The 13795-nt window shown below is 40.7% G+C and carries 10 protein-coding genes and 1 pseudogene; 10 read left to right on the top strand and 1 reads right to left on the bottom strand.

What is annotated here, in order from left to right; genetic code table 11:
* The first annotated feature begins 164 nt into the window (after positions 1-164).
* The 3 genes from H4683_RS15425 to H4683_RS15415 are packed head-to-tail and all read left to right on the top strand — an operon-like array spanning position 165 to position 3031.
* Positions 165-734, top strand: a complete 570-nt coding sequence (locus tag H4683_RS15425; RefSeq protein ID WP_192599724.1) for an ECF transporter S component — start codon at positions 165-167, stop codon at positions 732-734.
* A gap of 46 nt (positions 735-780) precedes the next feature.
* Positions 781-2289, top strand: a complete 1509-nt coding sequence (locus tag H4683_RS15420; RefSeq protein WP_192599743.1) for an ABC transporter ATP-binding protein — start codon at positions 781-783, stop codon at positions 2287-2289.
* On the top strand, positions 2264-3031 hold the full coding sequence (locus H4683_RS15415; RefSeq protein WP_192599723.1) for a CbiQ family ECF transporter T component: 768 nt from the start codon (positions 2264-2266) through the stop codon (positions 3029-3031). The genes H4683_RS15420 and H4683_RS15415 overlap by 26 nt, the downstream gene beginning before the upstream one ends.
* Positions 3032-3326: 295 nt before the next feature.
* Here the strand turns inward: H4683_RS15415 and H4683_RS15410 are convergent, their stop codons facing one another.
* Positions 3327-4112, bottom strand: a complete 786-nt coding sequence (locus tag H4683_RS15410) for a hypothetical protein (RefSeq protein WP_192599722.1) — start codon at positions 4110-4112, stop codon at positions 3327-3329.
* 356 nt (positions 4113-4468) lie between these two features.
* On the opposite strand from H4683_RS15410, the gene H4683_RS15405 reads away from it, so the two are divergent.
* From H4683_RS15405 to H4683_RS15375, 7 genes and pseudogenes are all read left to right on the top strand, one after another.
* Positions 4469-5434 carry an ABC transporter ATP-binding protein gene (locus tag H4683_RS15405; protein WP_192599721.1) on the top strand — a complete coding sequence of 322 codons (966 nt, stop codon included), beginning with the start codon at positions 4469-4471 and terminating at the stop codon, positions 5432-5434.
* A 17-nt stretch (positions 5435-5451) separates the two neighbouring features.
* Positions 5452-6450, top strand: coding sequence for an ABC transporter ATP-binding protein (locus H4683_RS15400; RefSeq protein WP_192599720.1), 999 nt, complete (start codon positions 5452-5454; stop codon positions 6448-6450).
* Positions 6447-7256, top strand: coding sequence for an IclR family transcriptional regulator (locus H4683_RS15395; RefSeq protein WP_192599719.1), 810 nt, complete (start codon positions 6447-6449; stop codon positions 7254-7256). The genes H4683_RS15400 and H4683_RS15395 overlap by 4 nt, the downstream gene beginning before the upstream one ends.
* Before the next feature lie 14 nt (positions 7257-7270).
* A pseudogene (locus tag H4683_RS15390) lies at positions 7271-8866 on the top strand (ABC transporter substrate-binding protein).
* Between the two features lie 226 nt (positions 8867-9092).
* Positions 9093-10025 carry a nickel ABC transporter permease gene (nikB, locus tag H4683_RS15385; protein ID WP_192599718.1) on the top strand — a complete coding sequence of 311 codons (933 nt, stop codon included), beginning with the start codon at positions 9093-9095 and terminating at the stop codon, positions 10023-10025.
* Positions 10025-10927 carry an ABC transporter permease gene (locus tag H4683_RS15380; RefSeq protein WP_192599717.1) on the top strand — a complete coding sequence of 301 codons (903 nt, stop codon included), beginning with the start codon at positions 10025-10027 and terminating at the stop codon, positions 10925-10927. The genes nikB and H4683_RS15380 overlap by 1 nt, the downstream gene beginning before the upstream one ends.
* 10 nt (positions 10928-10937) lie before the next feature.
* A complete protein-coding gene (locus H4683_RS15375) occupies positions 10938-13784 on the top strand; it encodes a M14 family metallopeptidase (RefSeq protein ID WP_192599716.1) in 2847 nt (948 codons plus the stop codon).
* Positions 13785-13795: the final 11 nt, after the last annotated feature.

Here is a 13795-nt window from a genome sequence, read left to right as displayed (position 1 = left end):
CGGGCTGAGATTGCAGCTATAATCCGCTGCTAACCGTTAATCTGATCTGGATAATGCCAGCGTAGAGAACTTGTTGAATGACTACATAGGGACCCTTCTACCGTCTGCGCACCCAGGTGGTTTTTTTGTTGTAAAATAACGCAATATAGAAGGGGATAAAAGAGATGAAGAGATTGAAATTTTCGGATTTACTAATCACTATCATGATTGGTGTTGTATTCGGTATTACAATGAAATTCTGGGATGATCTATATACGGTTGTTAAGCCGATGCTTCCCATTGCTCGTCAGTTATTATACGGTATGTGGTTTATGGTAGGTCCTTTCGCATTTTTACTCATTCGTAAACCAGGTGTTGCTTTACTAGCTAGTATTGCAGCAGCAAGTCTTTCGGCATTTATTGGGGGAGGCTTTACGGTCCTCATTTATGGTTTTGTACAAGGTTTAGCGGCAGAATTACTATTTGCTTCATTTCGTTATAAGAAATTCGGAATTGTTGTTGCGGGATTGGCGGGTGTGGCGTCGTGCTTCGCAGGGTTCTTTTTGGATTTATTCTACGGTTATGCGAATTTGGAATCATGGGCATTATTCGTCAAGTACGGTCTACGTGTAGTAAGTGCTTTCCTATTTACAGGTGTATTTGCCTACTTAATCGTTCGTGCATTGGAAGCGACTGGTGTAACGAATCTCATTAGGCCTGTATCGAAAGAAGAATACAGTTTGTTAGATAACTAGTTATAAAGGGTGTTAGCCAGTGAATAATCATCAACAAAACAGTATTATGCAAGTTTCGAATCTTCGTTTGAAATTCCCAGGAGAGTCTTCCTTAATTTTTAAGGACCTCTCCTTTACTGTATCGCAAGGGGAAAAAGTATTATTGCTTGGTCCTAGTGGTTGTGGAAAATCAACATTGTTACAGGTATTGAGCGGAATTATTCCCCATTCTATTGAAGTTCCACTTAAGTGCGATTCGATTCAATTGCCAGAGTCATGGGGATTCGTCTTTCAGGATCCGGACACTCAGTTTTGTATGCCTTATGTGGATGAAGAACTTGCATTTGTATTAGAAAACTTGAATGTACCAAGAGACAAGATGGGTCCGCTGATTGGGAAGGCGTTATCCAGTGTGGGCTTGCCGTTACCCGAACAGCATATTTTGATTCAAACTCTTTCTCAAGGAATGAAGCAACGGCTAGCGCTTGCTTCGGTATTACTTCTAAAGCCAGATGTTCTATTCCTAGATGAACCCTCGTCCTTACTTGACCCTGAAGGTACCATTCAAATTTGGGATTCGGTCAAGGAAGTGGCGGCAGAAAAAACGGTTATAATCGTTGAACATAAAATTGATCACATTGCCGACTGGGTTAATCGTGTCGTTTTGTTCAACGATGTTGGTGAAATCATAGCTGATGGGTTGCCAGAGGAAATCTTTGACCAGTACAAACAAGAAATCGCTGAATATGGCATATGGTACCCCCAAGTGTGGGAAGATTATTTAGTTTCTACGAATTTCAAGGAAATAAATACGTTAAGACGGCAGGAGAATCTGTCCCGTCTTAAGCCACAGAAAACGATAATCAAACTTCAAGACTTTCGAGGGTATAGGGGTAAAATCGAGAAGATTAACATACCACAGGCAGAAATAGATGGAGGTAGTTGGATCACCATCATAGGAGATAATGGTGCAGGTAAGAGCACATTGTTATTATCTTTAATGCATTTGCTTCGCACAACAGGTCAATACGAGTTAAACGGCAATCTTATTAATTTGCAGAATCGAAAGAAATCACCACCTAATGAACTTTCGCTCGTATTTCAAAATCCAGAACTGCAATTCGTTACAAATTCTGTGTTCGATGAAATCGCGTTTTCGCTTCGACTAATAGGACTTTCAGAATTGGAAATACGTACAAGAGTAATGAGTCTGCTAGAGTTGTTTCACCTTAATGTAAATGAACAACGTCATCCTTTTCAGTTATCGATGGGGCAGAAGCGGCGTTTAAGTGTAGCTACTGCATTTGCACATGGAACTACGATGTTGTTGCTTGATGAGCCAACGTTCGGTCAGGATGCTCGAAATACATTCGCTATTCTGGAGAAGTTGGAGCAGTTACGCAGTGGAGGAACGACGATAATGATGGTGACTCATGATAGGAGGATTGTAGAAAATTTTGCTACAGAGGTATGGACAATTGACCAAGGTAAGCTAGTTAAGATGTGTGCTTCACAAAACGTCTCTGAGCAAAAACGGGAGGAGAAGCACTGTGCTGGAATTATTCACACCACATAGAGAAACTTGGCTGTATCGGGTCAATCCTGCTTTGAAATTCGTCGTTTTTTTCGCCTTTATGTTAATCGTGCTCTTCAATCAAAATTTCCACTTTGCGCTCAATCAACTGATTTTATATGGGGTACTAGTGTATAGCTTCAGCGGCTATTCATGGCGAAAGTTATTGCTTTTTTCTGTTCCGATTGTTATCTCTTTTGTCTCTTCTGCGGCCACGATGATGTTGTTTGGTAAAGGGGTAACTATTTGGTGGTCATGGGGACTAATCAAAATATCGGAGGAAAGCTTCAACTATGGGTTATTACTAGGCTTTAAAACACTTAGCTTCGGCTTTATTAGTCTAGTCTTCCTGTTGACGTCTCGACCTATTTTGTTGTTCTATGCGCTTATGCAGCAGTTCAGGCTACCCTCTAAATACGCATATAGCTTCATTGCCTCCATCCGCTTGATGCCGGTGATTGTGGAGGAATTACAGACACGTTCCGACGCTTTGAAAATACGGGGAGTTCACTTTCCGAAAGGTTTGAAAGGAATTTTCCAACGTTTACGGATGTATACGGTGCCCTTGTTTGCCCAAAGCATACGCAGAGCTCAACGTGTGGCGGTGGCGATGGAAGCAAAGCGTTTTCAAATGGGTGCTAAGCGAACGTACTATTATCCGACGACTTATGAACGGGTGGACGCAGTATTTGTGATTGTTATGGTTGTTTCGTTTGCTTCGGCATTGGTGCTATCAGTTAGATAATGAATGTTCCGATTCGCAGCTTGTATAAGCTACGGAGCGGGACATTTTGTTTGATGCTGCTCACTTGCTTCACTCGCTAACTTGGCTGTATGTAGTTGATAATGACTTTTGTCGGAAACTTTCGAAGCTTAAGCTTTACTTCTTTCGAAATCAGTCCTTACAAACGTGTAAGATAGGTTACCAAATAGAGTCGATCAAAGTATTCCGACGACCTATCGAATTAGTAGGAACCCCCTCACTTCAAAAACGATGCGTTGGAAGTGAGGGAAGTTCATAATTGCATGACTGGTACGCTTTAAAACCAAGAAGTTAAGTCATTGAAGTACACTCTAATTCTTGAGTCCGCCAAAATGCTGACAAAGATATAAAATAGGATTGAAAATGTGACGATGTACAAAATGAATCTATACAATGAATCGATTCCAGTTGGTTTTTTTGTTAGTAAGGAACTAATTAGGTATAACGGTAAAATGAACACGGCGAAAGTGAAAACAATCCATAATACTAGATTTCCATACGTGAAAGACTCCAAAAATAGTAGCAGTAAAGATACTCCGGCACCTATCAGAAGTGGCGATAAATGTCCGCCATAAAGACTGGTGATTGCCTTGAAAGAAAGTTGAGGTCCGAAAAACCGACTTATGAGGAATAAAGATACTAGTGAAATTCCCATCGCAACCAATGAAAATATGAGAATGCTACCAAAAATTGAAATAAAACCTGGTTCGTAGCCCGAAAACATACTATTCAAAAATGAATACAAGGTCAAAGCAATTACAACAGCTAAAAGTAGAATACTAGTTAGTCCATTTGAAAAGTTGGCCTTCTCTTGGTTAAAAGCAAGAGAGGGCCTCTTTAGCTGTTGAACGAAATAGGATCCATACATTTTCGATTGCGCCTTAATCTTTTCTATATGAATATTTGGCTCAGCCATTTTCTCGGGGGAGATTGGCTGCTGCACAGACTCTATCGTAGCTCCTTGTTCTAGGATTGTAGACTCGATGCCTTTTTCGAACTCCGTACCACATCTACCACAAAACAATCCTATATCTTGCACATAACCACATTGGGCACAATTCATTCCCCTACTCCCTCCAATTCTTGATGATGGTGGATTTTTTGCTTGTTAAGGATTTTTCATAAGCATTTCTAGAGTCTATGATAAATTACTCCAATTTATCCCAATCAAAAATCTCTTTCGTGATTTACTTGGTTTTTTACAATAAGTTGGACGGATTGAGCGTTCGGTGACAGGAAGTTATAGTTAATTTTTTATAGACAAAAGAGAGGTTGGAGAATAGTAAGTAAGGCTTTCCGAAAAAATAAACAACATTTCGGACAAATATAGTATTGCGAAAAATAGTTCTATTCTGTACAATAATAGAAACAAGAAATGAAATCGCGTTTCAAATAATGAAATCTCTTAGGGGTGTCAAAATGAGTAGAAAATTATTGGAAGTTGATAATTTGCAAGTTGGCATAAGTGACGATGGTGTGCGGACACCAATTGTTAATGGCATAAGCTTTCAACTGAATAAGGGGGAAACGCTCGGCATTGTTGGAGAGTCGGGATGTGGTAAAAGTATGACTTCTCTTTCTTTAATGGGTTTACTGCCACCGGGTGTGGAATGGCAAGACGGGGACATCCATCTACATAATTTGCATTTCAAAGACTTCAAGAAAAAAGATTGGAGAAAAACCCGAGGTAAGAAGCTATCGATGATTTTCCAAGAACCGATGAGTTCGCTAAATCCTGTTTATCCAATTGGTAAACAAATAATAGAAATGATTTTAAATCATGAAAAAATCAGTAAAAAACAGGCGCGTCAACGTGCGCTCCAAATGCTGCAACTTGTAGGAATCCCAAGACCTGAACAAGTATTGGATGAATACCCCCATCAATTATCTGGCGGGATGCGTCAACGTGTTATGATCGCGATTGCATTGTCTTGTAATCCAGAAATACTTATTGCAGACGAACCAACAACTGCTTTGGACGTAACCATTCAAGCACAAATACTAGAATTGATGAAGAAATTGCAAGTGCAAATGGATATGTCAATTATCTTAATCACGCATGACTTAGGCGTCGTAGCAGAAATGTGTGACCGTGTGATTGTCATGTATGCAGGCGAAATTATCGAAGAATCTACCATTGTTGAGCTATTTGATAATCCCAAGCATCCTTACACAAAAGGATTATTAGAATCTTTACCAGATATAAATGAACAAAAAGAGTATCTTTCGTCTATTCCAGGCATGGTTCCAGCACCAGGCGACATGCCAAAAGGATGTCGATTCGCTCCAAGATGTTCGAGGGTGCATGATAGATGCTCACAACAACCGCCTCTTGTCACAACAGAAAGCGGTTCCAAAGTGCAATGTTGGTTGTTTGAGGATTGAGAAGGGAGGATGACGTCATGCACAAACAAGAAGAATTATTGAGAGTGGAAAACATAAAAAAATATTTCCCTATTAAAGGCGGAGTTTTCGGAAATAAAACAGTGCAATATGTGAAAGCAGTTGACGGCATATCATTCACTGTCAACCAAGGGGAGACGTTCGGGATTGTTGGTGAATCGGGTTGTGGGAAAAGTACGGCTGGTAGAACAATCATGAGAATGCTTGAACCGACCGAAGGCACCGTCTATTTTCAAGGGCAGGATATTACAAAGCTTGCGAATGACGACATGAGAAAACTTAGGAAAGACATTCAAATTGTTTTTCAAGATCCTTTCGCATCGCTGAATCCACGGATGCGTGTCTATAAAATTATCGAAGAACCATTGATAAACTTCGGTGTGACCGATCAAGCGGAAAGACATCGAAGGGTTCTGGAAGTGGCAGACCAAGTCGGGATTTCTCAAGCCCAATTGAAAAGGCTTCCGCATGAGTTTTCTGGTGGCCAACGTCAACGGATCGGAATTGCCCGCGCGTTGATATCTAAACCTAAATTGATTATTGCCGACGAACCTGTTTCGGCATTAGACGTTTCAATCCAATCACAAGTGTTGAATTTAATGAAAGATTTACAGAAGGAATTTGGACTTACCTATATATTCATTTCCCATGATTTAAGTGTTGTGAAGCATTTTTGCGATCGTATTGGCGTGATGTATCTAGGGAAGATGGTAGAAATCTCAGCGAAAGATGATTTGTATGATGACCCGAAGCATCCGTATGCCAAAGCGCTTCTCTCAGCATTGCCAAAAGCGCATCCGTTGCAGGAAAAGGAGAGGATTATGTTAACTGGGGATGTGCCAAGCCCTTCTAATCCGCCGAGTGGATGTACATTTCATCCGAGATGCCCATCGTGTATGGACGCTTGTAAAACAGTTGAACCAATCCTTCAACCGATTGGACAGAATCATATCGTCTCGTGTCATCTGTATACAGCAGAGGAGGCGAAAAGTAGATGAGTAAAACAATGGAAAAAGGACTACAATTACTGGATTTGTTCACAGAGGAAAAGCATTCTTGGACGTTGGATGAAATCTCTACTCACGCAGAAATGCCTAAGCCGACTGCCTATCGAATGCTACGTTCTTTAGTGAATGTTGGTTTTCTACAAAGAACGTTACTAGAGAAAAACGGAAAAATTATTGAGAGTGACAATTATGTCCTTGGACTAAAATTGTTGCAGTTAGGCGGGCGTGTCGCAAGCGCCCTTGAAATAAGAGAGATTGCTTTTCCATATATGAAACAGTTGCAGTCTGAAATTAATGAAGCAGTTCAATTAGTGACCCGTGACAATGAAAATGGAATTTACATTGAAAAGGTGGAAAGCACAAGACCTGTTCGGCTGTATACGCGTATTGGGCGACAGGCTCCACTTTATGCAGGTGCTTGTACGAGAACACTACTGTCTTATTTACCTGACGATGAAATAACCGAAATCCTTAAGAACCCGATTAAAAACTATGCCAGTCATACGCCTAAAACCGTAGAAGACGTTTGGGCATTAATTCATAAAACAAGGCAGGAAGGTTTTGCTTACAGTCATTCTGAACTGGAAGAAGGTACTGTTTCGATTGCAACCCCTATCTTTAATCATCGTGGTGAAGTTCAATATTCAATTAGCATTGCCGGTTTTCCGGTATCGCTTCCCATTGAAAATGTAAAAAAATTCGTAGTTCCACTTTGGAAAGTTGCCAGTATTATTTCGAAAAAACTCGGTTATAACGATCCATATCCGTATGGTGATAACATAACAAAAATTAGTTAATAGGAGGAAATGACATGCAAAAGAAGAAATTTTTTATGCCGATAGTAATGGCAGTCATGCTAGTTTTAACTGCTTGTTCAGGCGGAGATAAAGACAAAGTGGACGGAGCTGGGAAGAAGCCTGTAAAAGATGGGGCTGCTTCTGTAGTAAATCCAGCAACAGATCGTGGGAATGAAGTCGTTGTCGGTATGTCAAGTGACCCACAAAGTTGGGACCCGATTGATACATTTTTACTTGACTGGAGCACAGTTGCGACATCTGTATTTGAAGGACTCGTCGAACGTGACCTAGATTTAGAATTAAAACCAGGATTGGCTGAAGAGTGGGAGTACTTGGACGAACAGACGTTGCAATTCAAACTTCGTAAAGGGGTTGAATTCCATAATGGAGAACCGTTTAACGCTGAAGCTGTAAAATTTACCTTTGACCGTTTATTGGGAGAAGAAGGACAACAAGGCCCTCAATATTCAAACTACACGGCAATCGATTCTGTAGAAGTGAATGACGAATACACAGTAACGATGATATTGAATACACCAGATCCTGTATTACTAACTAAATTAGCAGGTTATGGTGCAGTTATTGTACCACCGACCTATGTAAAAGAGAACTCGGATGATCACTTCAACAATAATCCAGTTGGTACTGGACCATTCAAGATGACAGGTTATAAACGTGATTAGGAAGTAGTGTTAGAGAAAAACGACAAATACTGGAAAGAAGGACTACCAAAACTCGACAAAGTAACGTTTAAAGTCATTCCGGAAGCTTCTACTCGTTTAGCAGAATTGCAGACCGGAAAAATTGACATTATGAAACGTGTCGAAGTTGCACAAACGAAAACAGTGAAAGATACAGACTTCTTGGAATTGAAAGATGTCGGAACACCAACTGTCTTCGCATTACGCTTTGATACTTCAAAAAAACCATTGGATAATAAACTGGTTCGACAAGCCATTAACTACGCAATCGATAAAGAAGCGATTATTAAAGAAATTTTGGGTGGTTATGGAACACCAATCAGTACATTCCAAAGTGAACTTTCTTTCGGGAATAACCCGAATTTGAAACCCTATCCATATGATCCTGAAAAAGCAAAAGAGCTTCTTAAAGAAGCAGGTATTAAAGAAGGGACAACTTTAGAAGTATTCATCCCTGGGAACGATGGGAACTTTAAAGAAATTGTCCAAGCTGTTGGATTCTACATGGAAGAAGTCGGTTTGAAAATAAATATCAACAGTGTGGATAATACGACATTGATTTCCGACCTAATTCCTAACGGCAAATCGGGTGATATGTACCGTAATGGCTGGGGCGGATGGACATTGGACTTTGATAATACAGCCTACTTGATGTATTACGAAGGGGAGCATTGGAATCCGACTTACAAGAATGAAAAAGTTGAGGAATTGTTGCGTGCTGAACGTGCTACAGTCGATCAAGTTAAGCGTGAAGCAATTTTCATGGAACTGACGGAATTGCTGTATGATGAAGCGCCAGAAGTAAACTTGTATCAAGATGTTGCGCTATATGGTGTGAATAGTCGGTTGGAAAACTTCCAACCACCACATGAGGATCGTATGAGATTAGATGAGGTCACTGTAAAATAAAGGTACAACAGACAAAGAGATAGTATGGTCCTCATGCTATCTCTTTCTTTTAAAGATAAAAAACAAGTTTTTTACTAGGTAATGGTGTCTAGGCTTCAGCGCCTAAAGGCTCGGGTCATAAGCCAGTCCGGCTATGCGGCAAAGAACGCCGCTTCGCCAGCCTTTCTTATGCCTGTCGCCTCTAGATAGGCGCTTACGCTTTTCTTAAGAGGACGGAGGAACGATAATGATTGCATATGTTACCCGAAGATTAATTCATACAGTATTTGTTGTTCTTGCTATTTCCATCGTCATTTTTTTCTCCATCCGACTAACAGGGGATCCTGTGACAGTCATGTTTTCTGCTGGCGAACCTACTAAAGAAGCCATTGCAGATTTGACTGCGAAATTAGGTTTGGATAAGCCGATTTGGGTACAATACGGAATCTTCCTGAAAGGTCTTTTTACATTGGATTTTGGAGAATCCTTTCGTAGTGGCGCACCGGTTACGGCATTAATATTTGAACGTTTGTGGGCTACCTTGGCATTGGCTCTTGGAGGAATCGTCGTTGCAGTTGCAATCGCTTTTCCAGTAGGAATAATATCCGCTGTAAAGCGGGGCACACCTGTTGATTTCTTTGGACGGATTTTTTCATTGATTGGCATTTCATTCCCTAACTTTTGGCTTGGAATAATGTTGATATTGATATTTGCTGTGACCTTGCAGTGGTTACCCGCTTCCGGATTTGACGGTTTTTCTTCCCTCATACTTCCTTCGATTACATTAGGAATGATATTATCCGGAATTTTAGCAAGGCTTGTTCGGTCTTCAATGTTGGAAGTGTTGAATCAGCAGTATATTGCCACCGCAAAGTCAAAGGGAATCAGTGATTGGGCTGTTATTATAAAACATGCATTCCGTAATGCGCTTTTACCGACAGTGACTTTCTTAGGTTTACAGTTTGGTTCCTTATTAGGTGGAACAGTTATTGTTGAGCAAGTTTTTGCTTGGCCAGGTATTGGTCGACTCATTATCGATGCCATTAATCAGCGAGACTATCCTGTTATTCAAGGCGGCGTCATCTTCCTGGCAATTATCATGGTTGTCGTAAATTTGATTGTCGATTTGAGTTACTCATTGATTGACCCGCGCATTAAAGTTGGAAGGGGTGGGCGGTAATGGTGAATGTTCAATTGAAAGAATCAAAAGGGAAGAATAAGAAGACGAAATTGCAATTGCTCGGTCGTTTCATAAAGAAGAATCCAGCAGGGTTTGTAGGAATTTTACTTGTCCTTTTAAGTGTCGGTTCAGCATTGTTTGCACAGTGGATTGTACCATTTGACCCGTCAAAAGCGAGTTTGGCAGCCAGATTGACGCCTCCTTCTTGGGCTAATCCAACTGGAGAATCCACATTTTTCTTAGGTACTGACCAATTAGGTCGAGACTTGTTGAGTCGGATTATTTATGGGGCGAAAATCTCGTTGATGGTTGGGTTTTTCGGTGTTTTGATTTCATTGATTATCGGGACTGTTTTAGGTCTGATTTCCGGATATTTTGGGAAATGGATGGATGATTTCATTATGCGTTTTGCAGATATTCAACTAGCATTTCCATTTATTTTATTTGCAATTGTTGTTATGAGTGTTTTAGGGACTGGTATTTGGAAAATTATCATTATTTTAGGGTTAACCTATTGGGTTGGTTTTGCGCGTTTGATACGTGGGCAAGTCATTTCCTTAAAAGAGCAAGAATATATTCATGCTGCCAAAGCAATCGGAGGTACGACGTTCACGATTATTCGGAAGCATATTTTACCAAATGTACTGTCTTCGATATTGGTTTTGGGAACGATGTATATTGCGGAATTCATTCTACTTGAAGCGTCTCTTACGTTTTTGGGGCTTGGTGTAGATCCGACGATTCCATCATGGGGTGGTATGTTAGCGGATAGCCGTAACTATATTACAACAGCATGGTGGACAGCTGTTTTTCCGGGAGTTGCCATTATGTTAACTGTCTTAGGCTTTAATTTGCTTGGGGATTGGCTGCGTGACCGATTCGATCCAAATATGAAGTTGTAGGTGAAATAGGATGGATAAAACCTTATGGTCAGAAGATGGCATTTTTGTCGATAAAAATGGTGACGGAGTTCTTGATGGTGTTTCGTTATTTATTGATTTGCCGGAGGGTTTATTGCCAATAGGTTTAATCGATTTTTGTGCAAGGGTTGGTTTTGAAACAACGGCATTGTCATTTAGTTTTTTTGAAAAAAACAATCAACAAGTGACAATGCAATTTGTACAATCGTCAAATGAGACAGCGGCAACATATACGGATGGTAAACTCATTTTGACTTATCGAAATGAGGGTGAACTAACCCAGTTACTGCGCTCCATCACGTTTGGGGATGTAAAAAAAACGACAGCAGAGGCAAATCGATTTTATAGTGAAGTGAAAAGTTTAAGTGAGATTTGGAGCTTTTCAGGTTTCGGGACTCAAATTGAAGCCTCACCAACTCGCATACTGAGTTTGAATATTACGGTAGAAGACGCTATGCTGACAACTGCTTTATTGAAAGAGTTATGTTATTTTGCGGCACGAAGCGCGTTATATTGTACTGAAATTGACTTTCCTGTAACCCAAAATAATGATGCGAAAATTTCGTTCGCCATTGTTCAAGCGGAGCAAACTGAGCTAACTTTGCAAAGGGAAAACGCGATTTGTTTGGCAGGTACGAAAGACAATTTGCCAGCCGCGTTGCATTCATTTGTTCGTAGTACACATTGGAGTGAAGGCGGCACAATTGGAAACTGGGAGCAGCAACAGTTGTTAGCGTCAAAAAATGAAGCGGAATTACTGTTCGAGCAAACATGGACTGACGATAGTGAGGTCGATCGGGTTTTTGATTGCCTACAAGCATCATCTAATTTGGATGATGCAATTATTGAAATCTATTTGTCTGAACCCGTTAATAGAAGAAAGGAATTAAGTGCTGAGTGGCAGAAGGTATTCCCACAAGTTCAATCCATCGTGGTTCGATCGGCCTTTAAAACAGGCTTCCATTGGATTAAAGAAGAGTTATTGCACGACCTTCATGAGGATGTTGAAAAAGTAGTCATCTCAGTCAAAGAAGATGTAAATGAACATGCGCTGGAACTACCTATACGATGGATTCAAGAGATGTATCCAATCGATCGTTACATAGAAGAAATGACAACGATCCATTCTGAAGATGTGACGTTTATCCTTGAAGGAAATCAAGAACCTACGTATGAGGTTTTCGGTGAGTTGCGAAATGGCAAGAAAAAAAGAATCGGCGTTTTGAATGTACCGGTTTCGCGAATGCCTTATGTAGATGAAAGGCATGCTGTTTATCCGTCAACGAGTGCAGTACAAATCTTTCAAAATGGTACACTTGTTGAGGAGCAGATTATTGAAACAGATCGAGCGCAATTTTATAGGTACTATATGGCTCAAATATTGCCGGAACTACGCGAAGCAATCAGCGAATACAATGATGGACAAGGGCATACACGGCCTTTGTTTGACCGCATTGAAATTGACGTTTGGATGAGTGAGGAAGAGGCGAAGCTTCCTGTCGATGAAGAACGGATTTCATCTCTCGAGGCATTACATGAAGATCTTTATTTCAACACATTGGACTACTTTGCGCAAATGGGTGAAGATCTGGAAGGGAAACCTTTTAATGCTCCAGGCGGCGTACATCCGTTTATGCATGTACGAATCGGTGAGAAACCGAAAGCGCGTTTTCGTGTCTACCAATGGAATGATCAAGAAACTGAAAAGATAACAACCGTGAAAATAACGTTCCAGCAAGATGGTACCTTAGAATATGCTTATATGAATCAAGGAAAACAGCAAATTATCTCATCCATTGAGTGCTTCAAACTTCCCGAAAATCATCTTCACCCAAGTGTTTCGAAGTGGATGAAAAACAATGAATCGTATCGGATTGTTTACCCTGACCATTCCTATCGACAACATGCCATACCTGTTATTGAGTGTTTTGCACCAACGGGAGAACGATTTAACTCGGCTTTGAAAATGACATTGTTGAAAAAGACGGTATTCATTGAAGCGGGGCATCATTCGAATGAAGTATCGAGTACGCCGGCCATTGTCGAGCTGCTAGAAAAGAGTCATCAACTACTTGTGAAAATGAATATTGTCGTCATTCCTCTGGCAAATCCGGATGGTTATGAACTTCTTCAAAAACTAACCGTAGAGCATCCAGAATGGAAACACCACGCGGCTAGGTATAATGCTGTTGGATTAGAGTTTGCGCATGTCCGTTTTCAAGAAACTGTTTTTAGGGAAGCGAATGTCTACTCGGAAATTTTACGGAAATGGGCACCAGATATTATCGTTGACAATCATGGGATCCCTTCGCATGAATGGGTGCAGCCATTTGCGGGCTATAATAGTCCGCCTCGATTTCCAGTGTCCTATTTTTTACCGAGTGCGAAAATCTATGGCATCGGGCGAGCATCGTTTGAAGTAAATCGAGCCCTTCACGAAGAAAATTTAGAGAAAATCGTGCAGGAAGTGAGCTCGGCGATTAGTGACACGGATATTGCGTGTGAAAATGACTATTGGAAGCGACGATTCGTAAAATATGGCCAGCAATGGTTGCCAGAAGTTTTTCCGATTGAAGAAGCACCGGGAATTCATTTTTATCGACAGACGACTGTCACACCAACGTATTCTTCTGTTGGGATTTTACGCTACCCAGAATGGGTGGCGGCGGATATCATTACAGAAGCGGCGGATGAAGTCGTCTATGAGGAAGCATTGGATACATGTATCGAAGCACAAACGCTCTTTAATAGGGCCATTTTGAATTTATTGTACCGTGCGAAATCAGTGCCTAACAGAGAGGGTGCTAAAATGATTCGGCATCGCCCCATACACTTATAGGAAAGTAGGTA

The sequence above is a fragment of the Sporosarcina limicola genome (genome assembly GCF_014873855.1).
Taxonomy (GTDB): domain Bacteria; phylum Bacillota; class Bacilli; order Bacillales_A; family Planococcaceae; genus Sporosarcina; species Sporosarcina limicola.
This window is presented reverse-complemented; position numbering and strand designations above follow the sequence as displayed.

Coding starts and splice junctions, on each gene's coding strand:
- H4683_RS15405 (WP_192599721.1), top strand. CDS start 4,469: ATGAGTAGAAAATTATTGGAAGTTGATAATTTGCAAGTTGGCATAAGT.
- H4683_RS15425 (WP_192599724.1), top strand. CDS start 165: ATGAAGAGATTGAAATTTTCGGATTTACTAATCACTATCATGATTGGT.
- H4683_RS15400 (WP_192599720.1), top strand. CDS start 5,452: ATGCACAAACAAGAAGAATTATTGAGAGTGGAAAACATAAAAAAATAT.
- H4683_RS15420 (WP_192599743.1), top strand. CDS start 781: ATGCAAGTTTCGAATCTTCGTTTGAAATTCCCAGGAGAGTCTTCCTTA.
- nikB (WP_192599718.1), top strand. CDS start 9,093: ATGATTGCATATGTTACCCGAAGATTAATTCATACAGTATTTGTTGTT.
- H4683_RS15410 (WP_192599722.1), bottom strand. CDS start 4,112: ATGAATTGTGCCCAATGTGGTTATGTGCAAGATATAGGATTGTTTTGT.
- H4683_RS15375 (WP_192599716.1), top strand. CDS start 10,938: ATGGATAAAACCTTATGGTCAGAAGATGGCATTTTTGTCGATAAAAAT.
- H4683_RS15395 (WP_192599719.1), top strand. CDS start 6,447: ATGAGTAAAACAATGGAAAAAGGACTACAATTACTGGATTTGTTCACA.
- H4683_RS15380 (WP_192599717.1), top strand. CDS start 10,025: ATGGTGAATGTTCAATTGAAAGAATCAAAAGGGAAGAATAAGAAGACG.